We start from the raw sequence: 15383 nt of genomic DNA on the forward strand, positions 1-15383 counted from the left end.
TGACCGTTGCGGCTACGTGCCGGTTTTGGGAACAACGATCACGCCCACAACGAGGGGTTGTCAGCGGAACAGCTTGCGGGCCTTGCCCAGGTCGAGGAAGACCGACTCGCCGGTCGCGTCCTCCACACCGTCGTTGTCGGTCACCGCGTACACGTGACCGTCGCCGCCGATCGTGAGGCCCTCGAGCTTCTCCTGCGCCCACCCGTTGGTCGCCCGCAGCGCGGGCAGGACGTCGATCGCGAGCTCCTTGTCGAGCATCGTCACGCCCTCCGACGACGCACGCCGCGGCAGGTCCACCGTGTACACGGCCTTGAGCGCCGCCGCCGGGCCGTTGAGCTTGTCCCGCTCGATGACCGCGAGCGTGTCGCGATCCACCATCGTGACCTCGGACAGGCCCACCCAGTCGCCGGCGGCCGTCGGCGCGGACAGCGGGTAACCGAACCAGGTCCACTCGCCGGTCGCGACGTCGTAGCGCCCGATGCGGGCATAGCCGCCCACACCGTCGTCGCTGGTCAGGCCCCGCTGGAGCGCAACGAACAGGTGCTCGCCGGTGCGGTCCACGGTCCCGGTCACGCCCTCGATGCCCCACTTGCCGAGTCCGGCGGCGACGCCGTCGGGCAGGCTGACGCGCTCCTCGACCCGGCCCGACGCCGACACGCGGACCAGCGCGTTCTCGGTACCGGTCGCGCCCTCGACGCCCAGCCAGAAGCCGCCGGTCCGACCCTTGGCCGACGGCCGGGCCCAGATGCCCTCGGCGTCCAGGCCTACGGGCTCGCCGTCCTCGGTGACGACGATCTCGCGATCGATCACCACCGGACGGGCCTTCTTGCCGCGCTGGCCGGCCGTCGAGACGGAGAGGATCGACGTCGGCGACTTCGCGGCGTCAGTCACGGTCCACAGCCGGTCGCGCTTCGCCGGGTCGGCCGAGAGCGCTCCGAGCGCCGTCCACCCGATCGGCTTCGACGCGCCGGTCGCCGTCCGGACGTCGGCCGACACGATCGACGGGAACGCGGGCGATCCCGCGGCGGCGGAGTACCGCTTGCCCTTGCCGAACAGCGACACCGAAGCGCGGACGCCGTCCTTCGCCGAGTCCTCCTCGGAGGACACGACGAGCAGGTTCCGCGCCGGTACCGGGAGGATGCCTTCCGGGCCGTTCGTCGTGGCCAGGACCTGCACGAACCGCGGGGAAGCCGGGTCGGACACGTCGTAGACCGCCACGAAGTTGGACCGCTCGGAGCCCACGAACGCGTAGCGGACGCCGTCGAGCGTGGCCACCGCGAGCCCTTCCATCTCCACGCCCTTCTTGCCGGCGCGGTCGTCGTTGTGCAGGCCCACGCGCACGGCGAGCTCCTCGAGCTGGGTGCCGGCGTCCCACACGACGTCGCCCGTCGCAGCCTCGAAGACCGTCCAGCCGCGCGTGCCACCCTTCCAGTCACCCTCGTTCGCGGTGGCGACGTGCTCGTCGTCGACCCAGCCGATCGCGTCGGGCTCACGCGGAGCCGCCTCGAGGGAGCCGGTCTGGTCGATGGCACCGTCGTCGGCGACGTCCACGCCCTCCAGCGCGACGTCACCCGCCGAGAACACGTTCTCGAGCTCGCCGGACACGACGTCGAGCACGGCGATGCCGTTGTTCTCCTGGAGTGTCACCGCGACCTTGGTGTCGGACGGGTTGATCGACACGTACTCCGGCTCGGCGTCCTGCGGGGTGTCGAGGCCTGCCGCGGAGAGCGCAGCCACGTCGAGCTCGACAGGACGGGTCTGCCAGGTCGCCGGGTCCGCGCTCGGGAGATCCACGAACTGCAGGAACCCGGCAGGCGCCTGCGGCAGGTCGCCCTCCTCGCCCTCGCCTGTGTCGGCCAGCACGTCCTCGTCGCGCTGGTTCTCCATCGCGATGACGGCGTGCGCGCCGTCGTGCGTGACGGCTATCGAGTCGGGCTGACCACCCAGGTCGATCGAGCGCACGCGGGTGCGCGTCGCGAGGTCGACGACGTCGAGACGGCCCGACGGCGAGGTGAAGGATGTCGAGCTGTCGACCACGACGAGCACGTAGTCACCGACGATGGCGACCGACGTCGGCTCGTCGTGCTGCGAACCGAGCTCGGCGAGCGACAGGGAGCCGAGACCCCGCGGCGCCGCGGGGTCGCTGATGTCGAGGAACCCGATGCGGCGCGCGGCGGCGTCTGTGTGGACGAGGGTGTTGCCGTCCTCGCTGATCGCGGAGATCTCGGCGACCGTCTCGTCGGCGGGGTCGACGTCGGCGGGAGCGTTCAGGAAGACGGGGTAGGTGGCGAGGCGGTGGAAGGTCTCGCCGGGACGGGTCGACCCGGCTCCCGGGGCCGAGCCGACACCGTTGACCGAGCTTGTCGAGACCCCGAAGGCTCCCGTCGAGCCTGTCGCGGCTTGCTGACCGACCGCGAAAGCCGGAAATGCGCTCAACCCCAGTGCGAGGGCAGCGCCAGAAGCGATGAATGCCGCATGGCGGCGGTTGGGAGACACACGGGGCACCGTCGCGTGGCTCGGTATCGCGCCGAGGGACCGCAGTTGTCGCGGGGATGTCCCCGAGATGAACTTCCGCGGTCCCCGGACGCATTCCGATCAGATTTCGCGCTCGGCCGTCTCGTCCGCGATGGGAAGAGGGGGCTCGCCGTGGCTCGTCATGAGTCCTGGTCCTACCCCGATACGACGCCGGCCAGCGCCTCTACAGAGACAGCCGTGCCGGATCCAGGACCGCGTCCGACCAGAGGACGCCGTTCCCGTCCAGTACCCAGGTCGCACTCGGCCGATCCTCTGCGATCACCTGCACCCACTCCACGAACTTCTCGGCAGACCGGCACTCGGCCCAGCAGGAGGTGGCCGTGGTGAACTCGGGAACGGCAGTGGCGTCGCCCTTGATCTCCTCGGGCTCCTCGCTCAGGTCGTACTCGAACTCCTTGCCGAGCTTGCCGTAGACGGTGAACAGCGTCCCGTCAGAACCAGTGACCTGCACGGCATTCTCGCCGGGCAGACCGCCGTGCGCCACGAGCACTCGCTCGATCTGTTCGAAAAGGTCCTCGTCCCCAGAGACGATGAAAGCCCCGTTCATCCTGATGAGCTCCTAGTTACGGTGTGATGTGGGCGATGAGGTCTTCGGTCTTCGTGAAGATCAGATTTCCATCACGCGCCGCCTGGGCTATCGCCCCCGGTCGGGGGTTGTCTGGCGCAAAGCCTATGCAGTCGCGGCCCGTGGTGGCCTTGGTCTTCTCGATCTGTCCACCGAGACCTCGGGCTTGGTCCTTCTTGACCTGAATAACGAGGCCATCGTTCAGCTCGATGTCGATCTCCCGCTTGAACCCCTTGTGCGGGCCGCTCGTCATGGGGATCTCGTGATTGATGGCCTTGACCCGGCCGGGGAATGCGGCGTCGATGTCGTTGGCGAGTTTCCCGACGTGCGCGTCGGTGGACGTCCAGACACGCGGTGCCGCTCCGCCGCCGTGGTTGTTGTGGACCAGGACGGGTGTGTCGCCGGCCTGGACGTAGTAGTTGAGGCTGTTCTCGACATGGAAGTTGTAGACGTTCTCGATGTCTGCGAGGTCGCGTTCCTCGATGTTGACCGCTTCCAGGACGGTCGTGCCCTCGGGCGTGACCAGGACGTCGCCGGGGCGCAGGTTCCCGGCCATCTGCCAGCCCTTGTCCTGGACCATGAACGGATGCTCCGCCGTGGTGGAGACCACGGACTCGTTGATGGTCAGGTGATGCAGGGCGACGGTCTGGTGCACGAAGGTCTCGGCGACCAGCTGCAGCTCGTCCAGCCCGGTGACGAGGTTGCGGGTCCAGACCTTGTCCCCGACGACGATGTCCTCGATCGGCTTGGTGCCGTCCGCGGTCAGGACCGGGGTGCCGGCCACGAAGCAGGCCCCGAACCCGAGCTTGCAGTTCTTACCCGACGCCAACCCCTGCTTCATCGCACCCTTGCTGATCCCCTTGGCCACCCCGGTCGCAGCCTTCGCCGCAGCACCCAGCCCGATGAGGGAGAGTGCGGCACCGGCGATCGCGAGGCCGGCTTCGGCCCAGGAACGTTCCCCGGTCGCCGCGAGCGTGATGTTCGCGACCGCGCTCACTATGGCGGCGACCGCCGCGATGACCAGGAGCACCCCGGCCAGGGCGGTACCGACGACGGGGATGAACGCGACGATGATCGCGAGGATCCCCGCGATGGTGGAGATCATGTCGGCGATGTCCGCGATCGCGGCGACGAGCTTGGAACCCCAGTTGTCCCACCACCCATCATTGAGATCATCCGAGGACGTGATCTCCTCGATCCGGTCGATCGCATGCTCCGCCGCCCGGTCGCGGTCCGAGACCGCGGACTCGATCGTCGACTTCGCCGACGAGATCACACCCGCCGCCTGGTCGGCCTCACCACCGGCCTGGTCGGCCTTCTGCTCGTACTCGCGCTTCTCCGTCTCGTCCTTCGCCGAGTCAGCCAGGTCCTGCCACCGGTCCTTCGACCCCGATGCCGCCTGCACCTGATCCTGCGCATCACGGGCCTGGTCCAACGCGGTCAGCGTCTCGGACTGCACCCGTTCCAGGGAGGAGGCGTACCCGACCAGGGCTTCCCCGGCGGCGACGTACCGGCCGTGCGCCTTACGGATCTCCCCGATGGTGTCTTCCTTCGTCGCCATCAACGCATCCACAGCCTGCGAGACCGTGCCGTCCACATCCAACCGCGACATCGAGGAGGCGGCGTTGTCGATCGAGGACGCGACCTCCAGATACTCCTGCCCACCCGAGAGCACCAGCACCGGGTCACCCGGCGTCGGATCAGCGTCCAACCCCACCGGCGACCAATCAGACGGCCTCATCGCACTACACCTGCACTGACTCCACCGACACACGGATCCATCACGGAACCACCTCCGACCAGGGAGAATATCCACGGGCGGACACCCACACCATGGATAGCACTCCCCATGGCACGCGGGCTCCGGCGTACTCCGCGGACCGCCCGCTCGCACTCGCCCGGGCCCGCGCCGTCGTCGCCCACCACGGCGGTGGGTGGGCAACTACTGTGAGCGAGTGACCGTCCTTGGCGAACTACGAGCGCTGCTGCGCCTGCCCGGGTTCCGCAAGCTGTTCGCGGTCCGCCTGGTGTCCCAGGCCGGCGACGGCATGTTCCAGGTGGGTCTCGCCAACCTACTGTTCTTCAGCCCGGAGTCGCAGGGGTCGGCCGCGGCGATCGCGGGCGCCTTCGCGATCATGCTGGCGCCGTTCACCATCGTCGGGCCGTTCGCCGGGGTGTTCCTGGACCGCTGGCAACGACGGCAGGTGCTGGTGTTCGGCAACGCCGTCCGCGTGCTGATCACCGGCACGATGGCGGTGCTCATGCTCACGCAAGGTGTCACACCCGCGATCTACGTGCTGGGGCTCGCGGCCCTGAGCGTCAACCGATTCCTCTTGGCGGGCCTCTCGGCCGGCCTGCCGCGCGTGGTCCAGGGCGACCTGCTGCTCACGGCGAACGCGCTCACGCCGACCCTCGGTGCGGGCGCCGCGTTCCTCGGTGGCGGCCTGAGCTTTGTGCTCGGCTTCGCGATGCCGGCCGGCCGCATCCAGGACGCGACGGCGCTGACCTGCGCCTGCGTCGTCATGGGCTGCGCCTCCCTGCTCGGGCTGCGGATGTCCCGCACCCTGCTGGGTCCGGCGGAACCGGCCGTCGGCTCGATCCGGAACGAGGTGGTGGTCGTGGCGCGCGGCCTGGTCGACGGCGCCCGCTACCTGGCCGCCCGCCGCACTCCCGGTGAGGCGCTGCTGGTGATGGCGCTGCACCGGTTCCTGTACGGGGTGGTGTTCATCGCCGCGATCCTGATGTCACGCAACCTGCTGGCCGAGCCGGGCGACCGGACAGCAGGGCTCGCCACCTTCGCCACGGTGATCGGTGCGACAGGCGTCGGCGGTGGGCTCGCGATCGTGCTGACCGCCGTCCTGGCCCGACGGATGGCTCCGCAGTCCTGGATCGCCGTGATGCTGCTGCTGGCTGGTGTGTCGCAGCTGATCCTCGTGCCCGAGCCGAGCTTCGTCAGCGTCGTCACCGCTGCGGGGCTGCTCGGGCTCGCCGCACAGGGCGCGAAGATCGCCGTCGACACGATCGTGCAACGGGACTCCGAGGACGCCTACCGCGGCCGGGCGTTCGCCTTCTACGACGTCCTCTACAACGCTGCTTTCGTGGGTGCGGCCGCCCTCGCCGCCTTCCTCGTGCCCGACGCCGGCTGGTCCCCCGGGCTCTTCGTCGCCCTCTCCCTCGGGTACCTGGCGGCCTCGATCCTGTTCGGTCTGCGCGGTGCTCGCACGGCTTCCCTCGCTCGGCAACCGCTGGAAGGGTGAATTTGTGGATGAGGTCCGGTCTCTAGAGCCGATCGTGCCTGTTTTGGCGCCGGAACGGTGCAAGGATTGATGCACTTACCTACACAGGGACTGGAGGCATCCGTTCATGTCCGACGCACCCGCCGTCACCCCCACACCCACCTGGGGTGAGGTGTTCCCGTGGTTTCGCGAGGTCATGGCTGAGGACGACGCCTGGTACGTCGGTCACGTCGACAACAAGACCGACACCGGCACCGCCCGCCTCGCCGAAGCCGCTGTGACCCGTCTCAAGTCGTTGCCCGTCGGCCGGCTCTTCCCCGCAGTGCGGCGGGTGGAGCGCCTCGACGAGCTCGACTGGCCCAAGCACCGACTTCTCAACGCACTGCATCGTGGCGGCTGCTTCACCGGGGACGACCTGTCCTACATGGTGATCGCCGAGATGCTCTCGTGGGAGTCGGTCGGCCCGATCATCGTGAAGCAGATCCTCGAGGTCGTCGCACTCGAGGAGATCCGGGTGAGCTCCGCGAAGTAGGACCGAGGCTGGACCGGTGAGTCAGTACGCCGCCCGCCGGGCTGCCGCCTGCCGTCGACCCGCGATGACCGCGAACGGCACAGCCGCAAGCGTCAGCAGAGCCTGCACGATCTGCCCGGCGCCATAGGCGCCATAGGCCCCATCGACGGCGCCTATGGCGCCGGCGCCCGCTGCGATCCCCAGCACCCCGACCACGCCGGCCAGCAGTGCGCCGACCCGCCGCGCGGCCGACGCTGCCCACCCGCACAGGGCCGCCGCCGCGACCACCAGCAGGTTGATCGCCATCGCGAGCAGGAGCGAGCCGACCACCCTTGGCGGCGGCCCCCCGTAGGGCAGCATCGCGACCACCGGAAGCAGCACGCTTGTCCACAGGGTGTGGACAACTGCCCCGAGCAGGGCCACGACAAGTCCGGCCCGGCGTGCCGTCGTCGGCGTGCGTAGGAGCAGCGCGAGCAGGACGCCGGCCAGCACCACCCCCAGCACGAGGATCGCGACAAGTGTGCCGAGGATGAGCTCGGGCCGGGCGCCGTTCGCGAGCTGCACCCCCGCCGTGCCGAGCTGGAGAAGCAGGTGCACACCCACGATGGCCATGGCCCCGATCAGGACTCGTCTGGCCCGGAGAGCTGCGGCTCCGACCCCGAGCAGGACCGTTCCGGCCATCGCCGCGTCCTCGATCACGAAGATCGCATTGTTCATGGTGAAGCTGAGGTCGAGCTCGTTGCCCGGGATCAGGAGGCGTATCGGGACGGACGTCCATCCGGCCACCGCGAGAACGAGGACGCTGAGCGCGGCGGGCCGGCGACCGGCGTCAGGCAGGGTGTGCATGGCGCCACTCTCCCAGAGACCACCGACATCCTGGCGTTGAGGGCACGCTGTGGATAACTCCGTGGACCAGTCGTCCGGGCGTGGAACCATGGAGGGGTGCCCACGCCCGTCCCCGCCCCGCGCATCCACCCCGCGGCGATCAAGCTTCTGGTGGGTAGTGGCGCGTTCCTGCGCGGCGAGGACTACCAGAAGCAGGGCCGGGTCATCTCGTGGGAGTGGCTGCCGGACGATCTCCTGCTCATCTCGTGGGTGCGCGGCAGCGGCCGCAGCACCTACTCGTGCTCCATCGAGTTCAAGACCAACCCGCCCGGACCGCCGGTCGTCGTCGGCACTGACTGCACGTGCCCGGTCGGCTCGGCCTGCAAGCACGTCGTCGCGACGCTCATCGAGTCCGGGTCGGACGGCCTGGCGTCGATGGTCCGGCCCGCATCCTCGCTGAAGCGCACGCCTCAGGTACCGGAGTGGAAGGCGGCGGTGCAGCAGCTCGTGCCGACGACGCCGACCGCAGCCCCACCCGTGTCCTCGTCGGGTGCCGACCAGCAGCCCGAGCTGGCGCTGCAGTTCCGCGTCGACGGCACGGCCCCCGCACACGACCTCTCCCTGTCGATCCGGCCGGTCCAGCGCAACGACCGCGGCTCATGGGTGGGCGGTACGGCGTCGTGGAACTACATCCGCAACGGGTTCCTGCGCGGCCTCGATCCCAGCGTCCGGGAGTGGTTCACCACGCTCGATGCCCTGCGCGCCACGAGTCCGCGCGGCTACGGCTACGTGAGCGCCGGCGACTGGATCAGCCTGGACGACGTGCTCCCCCGCCCGTTCTGGCGCCACCTCGCCGACGCCGCCGACCTCGGCATCGAGCTGGTCGGCAAGTCGAAGCGCGAGTCCCTGCGGCTCGCCGGCGAGGCGTCCATCGCCCTCGACCTCTCGCTGCCCGACGGCGGTGCGCGCCTCGAGCGGACGGTCGCCTTCGACGGCGCGGTCACCGTGGCGACCTCCGTCGGAGCCCTCGGTCGCCACGGCCTGTTCGCCATCGAGGAGACGTCCTCGGGCCGCACCATCACCCTGGGCCCGGCGGCAGCGCCGCTCACCGACCAGGAGCACGCGGCCGCCCACCTGGCCGATCTCACCATCCCGGCCGAGGCGGTCGACGAGTTCCTGGCGGACTACCTGCCGCTGTTGCGCCGCGAGGTGCAGGTGCGCGCCGACCCCGAGGTCGAGCTGCCGGACCTGCCCAGACCCGAGCTCGTGGCCACCGTCAAGGCGGTCTCCCCGGCGGAGATCAGTGTGGCGTGGCGGTGGGCGTACCAGCCGTCGGACAAGGAATACCCGCTGACCACGGCCATGGAGGCAGGCGCGGACCTGCGCGACCTCGCGGCCGAGGCCGCGACGCTCGGCCGCGCGATCGCCGCGGTGCGAGAGGTGCCGGGCTTCGGCCACTTCCGTGTGGCGCCCGAGGTGTTCCGCGGCCTGCAGGCGATGGACTTCGCCACCACCGTGCTGCCCGTGCTCCGAGAGCAGCCGGACGTCCGCGTGGAGAGCGAGAAGCTGCCCGAGTACAACAGTCTCGAGGCCACGCCTGTGGTCAGCATGCGCGCGGACGACAGCAGCGACCTGGACTGGTTCGACCTGGGCGTCATGGTCACGATCAACGGGCGCGAGATCCCGTTCGGCCCGGTCTTCGACGCTCTCGCGCGGGGCAAGAAGCGGTTCATGCTGACCGACGGCACCTGGCTGCGCACGGACCTTCCCGTGTTCGCACAGCTGCGGGCCCTGATCGAAGAGGCGCAGCGGCTGTCCGACCAGCCGGGCAAGCTGCGGATCAGCCGGTTCAACGCCGGCCTGTGGGCAGAGCTCGAGCAGGTGGCCGACGTCGTCGAACAGTCCGACCGCTGGCGACGCTCGGTGAGCGACCTGGTCGCGCTGACCGCCGACGGCGTCGACGGGCCGGAGCCGGTGCCACCGCCCGTGGGGCTGAAGGCCGAGCTGCGGCCCTACCAGCAGCACGGCTTCGAGTGGCTGACCTTCCTCTGGCGGCACGGGCTGGGCGGGATCCTCGCCGACGACATGGGTCTCGGCAAGACCGTCCAGACCCTCGCCTTCGTCGCACAGGCCAGGCAGGAGATGTCCGACGGCGGTGGCGCGCCGTTCCTCGTGGTCGCGCCGGCGTCGGTCGTGAGCAACTGGGCCGCGGAGGCCGCCAAGTTCACACCGGACCTGAAGGTGGCGACGCTGTCGACCACCGCGGCGAAGGCGCGGACCACCGTCGCGGAGGTGGCTGCGGGCGCCGACATCGTCGTGACGTCGTACGCAATCTTCCGCCTGGACTTCGAGTCGTTCGGCGACGTGGAGTGGGCTGGTCTGATCCTGGACGAGGCGCAGTTCGCGAAGAACCACCAGACGCGCGCCAACGAGTCGGCCCGCCGCCTCAAGGCGCCGTTCAAGCTCGCGATCACCGGCACGCCCATGGAGAACAACCTCATGGAGCTGTGGGCGATGCTGGCGATCGTGGCGCCCGGGCTGTACGGGTCACCGACCAAGTTCCGCGAGGACTACGTCAAGCCGGTCTCCGGCGAGGGTGACTCGACGCCGCTGCTGGCTCGCCTCCGCCGTCGGATCCGGCCGCTGCTGCTGCGCCGCACGAAGGAGCAGGTGGCACCCGAGCTGCCCGAGCGGCAGGAGCAGGTGCTCCGCGTGGCCTTGGATCCGAGGCACCGGCGGATCTACGACACGCACCTGCAGCGCGAGCGGTCGCGCCTGCTGGGCCTGCTCGAGAGCTTCGACGAGAACCGGGTGGCGGTCTTCCGCGCACTCACGACCCTGCGCCGGATGGCGCTGGACGCCTCGCTGGTGGACCCGGAGTACGCGGGCGTTCCGTCGGCCAAGCTGAGCCTGCTCGCCGAGCAGCTGGCGGAGGTCGCCGCCGAGGGGCATCGCGCGCTCGTGTTCTCCCAGTTCACGTCGTTCCTGGCCAAGGCGGCGGAGGTCTGCACAGAGCTGGGGATCCCCTACGAGTACCTCGACGGGTCGACCCGGAAGCGCCCTGAGGTGATCAATCGGTTCAAGGACGGCGCGGCCCCCGTGTTCCTGATCAGCCTCAAGGCCGGCGGGTTCGGGCTCAACCTCACCGAGGCCGACTACGTCTACCTGCTCGACCCCTGGTGGAACCCGGCGACGGAGGCGCAGGCGATCGACCGGACGCACCGGATCGGGCAGACGCGGAACGTGATGGTGTTCCGGATGGTCTCGGAGAACACCATCGAGGACAAGGTGATGGCGCTCAAGGAACGTAAGGCCCGGCTCTTCGACGCCGTGCTGAGCGACGACGCGGGCGCGTTCGCGGGGTCGCTGGGCCCGGAGGAGATCCGGGGGCTGCTGGAGGGCTGAGCGCCGTCGGTCGAGCTCGTCGTGACCCGGCCCGTCGAAACCCTTACGTCTCGTCCAGCTCCGCCACCAGCCGTTTCGGCGCGACCTGCCGGTACGCGTCCTCGATGATGGCGGCGATCTCGTCCCAGTCGACATCGACATCGAGCCGCACACCCAACCACCCGCGGACCCCGACGTACGGCGGGCGATAGAACCGGTCCGGTTCCTTCTCGATCGCTTCCTCTTGCGCGCCGGGCGCGGCCGCGCACCAGATCGCGAGTGGGCCACCGTGCCCATGGTCGGAGAAGCTCACGAAGGTCTTCCTCACGAACCATGTGGGCGAGCCGTGGCTCAGCTTCTCGGTCACCTCGGGCAGCGCGAGACAGATCTCGCGAACACGAGCAAGAGGTTCGGTCACTGATGGCACCTCCATCCTCGGTGCGACGGGCGTTGTCCCGTCCATGATCCCCTGACCGGTACCTTTGCCTCGTGGCCGACCTGATCAGCGCTATTGCCGCCCTCCTGTGGCCCTTGCTCGTGATCGTCGTGCTGCTGGTCTTCGGACGGCAGCTCCTGTCGAAGCTGAAGAACTCCGACGACGTGACGCTCGAGATCGGCGGGCAGCGGCTCAACTTCAAGCAGGCGACGGATCAGCAGTCCGACATGATCACGGACCTCCAGCGCGAGGTGGCCTCGCTGAAGCGGCGGCTGGACGACGTGGACAGCCGGCAGGGTCCCGAGGCGGAAGCCGACGAGATCTTTGGGGGTGCCGGCCAAGAGCCCGTCGACACCTCGTGGATGCGGGAGGAGCTGGAGAGGCGGATCACCCCGCCCCGCTCGATCCTCTGGGTCGACGACCACCCCGAGAACAACGCGGTCCTTGCGGACTCCTGGCGGCGCGACGGCGCGCACGTCGAGACCGCACGCTCGACCAGCGAGGCACTACTCCTCCTGGAGGACCATGCGTACGGCCTGATCATCTCGGACATGGGCCGACATGAGTCCGGCACCGACGTGCCTGACGCCGGCCTGCGGCTGCTGGCGAAGGTGCGCACGAACGACCCGATCACGCCGTTTGTGCTCTACGGCAACGTCGGGCCGTTCTCAGAGTCGGCGAAGGCAGCCGGCGCGACCCTGGTGACGGGCTCGACGTTCGAGCTGATGGAATTCGCGAGCAGGCTGGGGATGCTCGACGCCGTGTGAGTACGGGCACCCTGGGTGGGAGCCCTGGCGTTGCTGGTCGAGCCTGTCGAGACCCCTACTTGCGTGTCGCCGCCAATGCCCACGCCACAAGAACTGGCTGACCGATGAGCCGGAGCGCACGCTTGCGATCAGTGTCCAGGCCGAACGCGTCCCGATGCTCCACGAGCTGTGCGATGTTCCCGGGAAAGACAGCGACGAAGAACGCCGCGGCCAGTGCTCCGAGCCGACGTCGAGCAGGCTGCTTCCAGGTGGCCACGAGCGCGGTGCCGAGTCCGATCTCGACGATCCCCGAGCCGACCACCACTGTGTCGGGATCGACGGGGACCCAGGTAGGGACCTGCGCCTGGAACTCCTCGCGGGCACGGGTCAGGTGGCCAATGCCGGCGGTAAGAAGGACGGCGCCGAGTGCTACTTGGCCGATGCCGCGGACGATGGTTCGGGTGGTCGCCATTGGCCCATCCTGCTACCCCAGCGCACGACCTGCCTGCTCTCAAGCTTCGCGGCGACCACCTCACCCGACACCGGGGTACCAGAAGCAGCACGTTTCTGGTGAGCTGTCCCCATGGAATCTGCCGTCGAACGCGCCTTGCGCACCCGAATTATCTCCTGGGTCCAGGAGCGCGCCGAGGCAAACGGCGGATTTCTTCACCGAGCAGAACTCCTCGACTTTCGCATCGACGAGCAAAGACTGCCGATAATCGACTATTCTCGCGGAATCCGCAATCCCGCCTCTTTCGAATCCACGCTCTCGATCGTCAGCGCCACAAATGGGCCTTACGACGACACTGAATCGGAAGATGGCCTACTCCACTACTCGTACCGTGAAGGCGACCCATGGTCGGGAGACAACCGGAAGCTGCGGAACGCCATGGCGACGGGTGCCCCCTTGATCCTCTTCAGAAAAGAGGTTCCTAACATCTACACGCCCGTCAGCCCCGTGTACGTGGTCGAAGACTACCCGGAGGAGCGCACATTCATCATTGCGCTGGATGAGTCGTTCACCTTTGTGCCTGACGTGAGGCGCATGCCCGACAACCAACGCAGCTACGCCCGCCGGCTCGCGAAGCAGCGCCTACATCAACCTGCCTTCCGCACCAGGGTGATCGTGGCATACGAAACGCGATGTGCCGTATGCGAGCTCAAGCACGGCTCCCTGCTCGATGCAGCACACATCGTCCCGGACTCTGATGAACGAGGTATCCCCACTGTCAATAACGGTCTCGCGCTGTGCAAGATCCATCACGCCGCATACGACCAGGACATGCTCGGCGTCACGCCAGATTTCAAAGTTCGAATCGCCGACAATCTACTTGAAGAGACCGACGGGCCGATGCTGAAGCACGGGCTCCAAGAGATGCACGGCCGTAGTATCCAGGTTCCGAAACGTCGAGCAGACCACCCTAGCCAGGAACTCCTTGCGTGGCGTTACGAGCGCTTCATAGCACAGGTCTGACCCACGACTACGATTCGTGATTCTCGCCGAACAGCTGCGGCGGGCCGTGGGTTCGAGCAGCAGACCCTCGCGCTCGAAACAGCGAGGGGTTTGCATACTCAGCCCGACGGCCGCCGCAACCTCGCCGATCGACAGTCCCTCATCGGAGACGTCGACGTCGACGTCGAGTTGCGGAGTCAAAGTGGGCGGCACTCGTCCCATGACACGACCTATAGGGCGCTATAGGTCAAGCCACCTCCCACGGACGGCGACCATCGCACAGGGAGCTTAGTTCTGCACGAGCGCCTGGAGCTCGCCGATCCGGATCTGGGTGCTGGTGGACGGAGGTGTAAAGAGGATCTGGCCGCGCTGCCCTCCACTGCTCTGCCATTCGACAACCCAGTGGGCCGTACCGGTAAGAGTCAGGGCGCCCGGACTATTGTTCAGATCCGCCCCGAATCCACAGGTCGGGGATGGCTCTGCACTGTTACGACCGTCGTAAGGCGTACCCGGTGCGTTGGCGCCATCGCATGTGATGGCGCCCACCGTTGCACCGTTCGATGCGGCGAGGGTCCATTCAACTCGGTCGAGTTCTCCCGTGGCGCTGACCGATAGCCCGCCTTCACCCGCGGTACGCACAATCGGGCCGACAGTGTTCTCCGCTCGGTTTGCAATCCACAGCCAAATCGGCAAACCGATGGCACCGACGGCGTTCGGGTTACGCGAGGCTGCCGGTGGGGTGGAACCAATCTGGCCCATCGTGAGGTTCATCGATGCGACGGCACGCTGGGCGAGCTCTTCGGCGGAAGGCCCAACTGGCGCAGCTGGATCGGCAGACCAGTAGTACGAATGGCCTCGGCATGCCACCACATCACCGCCCGCTTCCGCACAGTGTCGTGGTGTGCACTCAAGGACGATCCCATCTCCCGGCTCGTGCCCCTCCCAAGCAGGGTCGCCTGCAGGAGGTTGCGGGCTGGCGTTGCGCACGTAGCAATCGCCGTCCCACCCACCGTACTCGGTGCTACATGGAACTGCCTCGCCAAGGTCACGACATATCCGAGGGCCACCGCCGCCGCCAGCATTTCCCTCGCCATCGTCTCCACCGTTGCCACTGCCGCCGCTGGATTCACACGGAACCTCGACTCCATCCGGCGTTGTCGCAGGTATACATTCGTCTGCAGCGGCCATTGGAATCGGCACGAGAGCGGCCAGCAAGATCACTGCCGTCGCCACTGAAGCGGCCAGAACACATCTAACGATATGGGTTCCTTGTGAGGTCAGCATGCCTGCTCCGGGTGTGGGCTCTGTGCGTTTACCGTCCAATAACTATCCGGCCCTTGATGCCGCATCACATAGTCGAATAGGTATCGAGTCGGCGCACCTTCCGCGCGCGGAATCTTCTGGCCGTTTGCGGCAAATGTTTGCACGTCACCAAAGTCCACGCAAGCGTTGATATGAACCTCTTCATTGGCGACATCCGATTCCTTGTAGTCGGTCACGCTCATTGACTCAACCGATGCCGCGCCGGTCGTGTAATCGCCAGTCTCGGCAGATTCCGTATACACATCTCGAAGCGAAGCACGCAGGGCTGGGTGTCCCCAGAAAGGCCGAAGTTTCGTATCCCAGTCCTCGTACCCATTGTTAGCGACCGCCGCCGTCGTTTCGTAGTACTCCACGAGCCGCGCCTTAGCG

13 protein-coding genes are annotated in these 15383 nt (G+C 68.0%); 5 read left to right on the plus strand and 8 right to left on the minus strand.

The genetic code is table 11. From position 1 onward, the window contains the following. Positions 1 to 60 precede the first annotated feature (60 nt). The 3 genes from LUM46_RS13670 to LUM46_RS13680 form a co-directional block, all read right to left on the minus strand. A complete protein-coding gene (locus tag LUM46_RS13670; RefSeq protein WP_274994592.1) occupies positions 61 to 2436 on the minus strand; it encodes an esterase-like activity of phytase family protein in 2376 nt (791 codons plus the stop codon). 262 nt (positions 2437 to 2698) lie between these two features. Beyond that, on the minus strand, positions 2699 to 3082 hold the full coding sequence (locus LUM46_RS13675) for a hypothetical protein (RefSeq protein WP_274994594.1): 384 nt from the start codon (positions 3080 to 3082) through the stop codon (positions 2699 to 2701). 16 nt (positions 3083 to 3098) lie between these two features. Next, complete coding sequence (locus LUM46_RS13680; RefSeq protein WP_274994595.1) at positions 3099 to 4841, minus strand: polymorphic toxin-type HINT domain-containing protein; 1743 nt, start codon at positions 4839 to 4841, stop codon at positions 3099 to 3101. A 214-nt stretch (positions 4842 to 5055) separates the two neighbouring features. Here LUM46_RS13680 and LUM46_RS13685 point away from each other — a divergent pair, with 214 nt between their 5' ends. Then, the gene (locus LUM46_RS13685) at positions 5056 to 6357 is read left to right on the plus strand and encodes an MFS transporter (RefSeq protein ID WP_274994596.1); all 1302 of its coding nucleotides are present in this window, start codon (positions 5056 to 5058) and stop codon (positions 6355 to 6357) included. A gap of 106 nt (positions 6358 to 6463) precedes the next feature. Next, complete coding sequence (locus LUM46_RS13690) at positions 6464 to 6868, plus strand: hypothetical protein (RefSeq protein WP_274994597.1); 405 nt, start codon at positions 6464 to 6466, stop codon at positions 6866 to 6868. A gap of 21 nt (positions 6869 to 6889) precedes the next feature. Here LUM46_RS13690 and LUM46_RS13695 read toward each other — a convergent pair whose 3' ends face one another. Then, entirely contained in the window at positions 6890 to 7693 is an 804-nt protein-coding gene (locus LUM46_RS13695) for a hypothetical protein (protein ID WP_274994600.1), read from the minus strand. Positions 7694 to 7789: 96 nt separating this feature from the next. Here LUM46_RS13695 and LUM46_RS13700 point away from each other — a divergent pair, with 96 nt between their 5' ends. Then, complete coding sequence (locus LUM46_RS13700; RefSeq protein WP_274994601.1) at positions 7790 to 11077, plus strand: DEAD/DEAH box helicase; 3288 nt, start codon at positions 7790 to 7792, stop codon at positions 11075 to 11077. A 43-nt stretch (positions 11078 to 11120) separates the two neighbouring features. On the opposite strand, the gene LUM46_RS13705 is transcribed toward LUM46_RS13700, so the two are convergent. Then, positions 11121 to 11519 (minus strand): MmcQ/YjbR family DNA-binding protein, encoded by a 399-nt coding sequence (locus LUM46_RS13705; RefSeq protein WP_338109893.1) that lies wholly within the window; start codon positions 11517 to 11519, stop codon positions 11121 to 11123. 26 nt (positions 11520 to 11545) lie between these two features. Between LUM46_RS13705 and LUM46_RS13710 the strand changes: the two genes are divergently transcribed. Next, positions 11546 to 12259 carry a DNA-binding transcriptional response regulator gene (locus tag LUM46_RS13710; protein ID WP_274994603.1) on the plus strand — a complete coding sequence of 238 codons (714 nt, stop codon included), beginning with the start codon at positions 11546 to 11548 and terminating at the stop codon, positions 12257 to 12259. 55 nt (positions 12260 to 12314) lie between these two features. On the opposite strand, the gene LUM46_RS13715 is transcribed toward LUM46_RS13710, so the two are convergent. Further along, on the minus strand, positions 12315 to 12710 hold the full coding sequence (locus LUM46_RS13715) for a DoxX family protein (protein WP_274994604.1): 396 nt from the start codon (positions 12708 to 12710) through the stop codon (positions 12315 to 12317). 111 nt (positions 12711 to 12821) lie between these two features. Between LUM46_RS13715 and LUM46_RS13720 the strand changes: the two genes are divergently transcribed. After that, a complete protein-coding gene (locus LUM46_RS13720) occupies positions 12822 to 13712 on the plus strand; it encodes an HNH endonuclease (RefSeq protein ID WP_274994605.1) in 891 nt (296 codons plus the stop codon). Positions 13713 to 13979: 267 nt separating this feature from the next. Here LUM46_RS13720 and LUM46_RS13725 read toward each other — a convergent pair whose 3' ends face one another. Continuing rightward, a complete protein-coding gene (locus LUM46_RS13725; protein WP_274994606.1) occupies positions 13980 to 14462 on the minus strand; it encodes a hypothetical protein in 483 nt (160 codons plus the stop codon). Positions 14463 to 14968: 506 nt separating this feature from the next. Beyond that, positions 14969 to 15367, minus strand: a complete 399-nt coding sequence (locus LUM46_RS13730; protein ID WP_274994607.1) for a hypothetical protein — start codon at positions 15365 to 15367, stop codon at positions 14969 to 14971. Positions 15368 to 15383: the final 16 nt, after the last annotated feature.

The sequence above is a fragment of the Promicromonospora iranensis genome (assembly GCF_028994805.1).
GTDB classification, from domain to species: domain Bacteria; phylum Actinomycetota; class Actinomycetes; order Actinomycetales; family Cellulomonadaceae; genus Promicromonospora; species Promicromonospora iranensis.

Excerpts from the sequence above, each read along its gene's own strand:
- LUM46_RS13675 (WP_274994594.1), bottom strand. The coding sequence starts at position 3,082 with ATGAACGGGGCTTTCATCGTCTCTGGGGACGAGGACCTTTTCGAACAG.
- LUM46_RS13680 (WP_274994595.1), bottom strand. The coding sequence starts at position 4,841 with ATGAGGCCGTCTGATTGGTCGCCGGTGGGGTTGGACGCTGATCCGACG.
- LUM46_RS13690 (WP_274994597.1), top strand. The coding sequence starts at position 6,464 with ATGTCCGACGCACCCGCCGTCACCCCCACACCCACCTGGGGTGAGGTG.
- LUM46_RS13695 (WP_274994600.1), bottom strand. The coding sequence starts at position 7,693 with ATGCACACCCTGCCTGACGCCGGTCGCCGGCCCGCCGCGCTCAGCGTC.
- LUM46_RS13705 (WP_338109893.1), bottom strand. The coding sequence starts at position 11,519 with ATGGACGGGACAACGCCCGTCGCACCGAGGATGGAGGTGCCATCAGTG.
- LUM46_RS13715 (WP_274994604.1), bottom strand. The coding sequence starts at position 12,710 with ATGGCGACCACCCGAACCATCGTCCGCGGCATCGGCCAAGTAGCACTC.
- LUM46_RS13720 (WP_274994605.1), top strand. The coding sequence starts at position 12,822 with ATGGAATCTGCCGTCGAACGCGCCTTGCGCACCCGAATTATCTCCTGG.
- LUM46_RS13725 (WP_274994606.1), bottom strand. The coding sequence starts at position 14,462 with ATGAACCTCACGATGGGCCAGATTGGTTCCACCCCACCGGCAGCCTCG.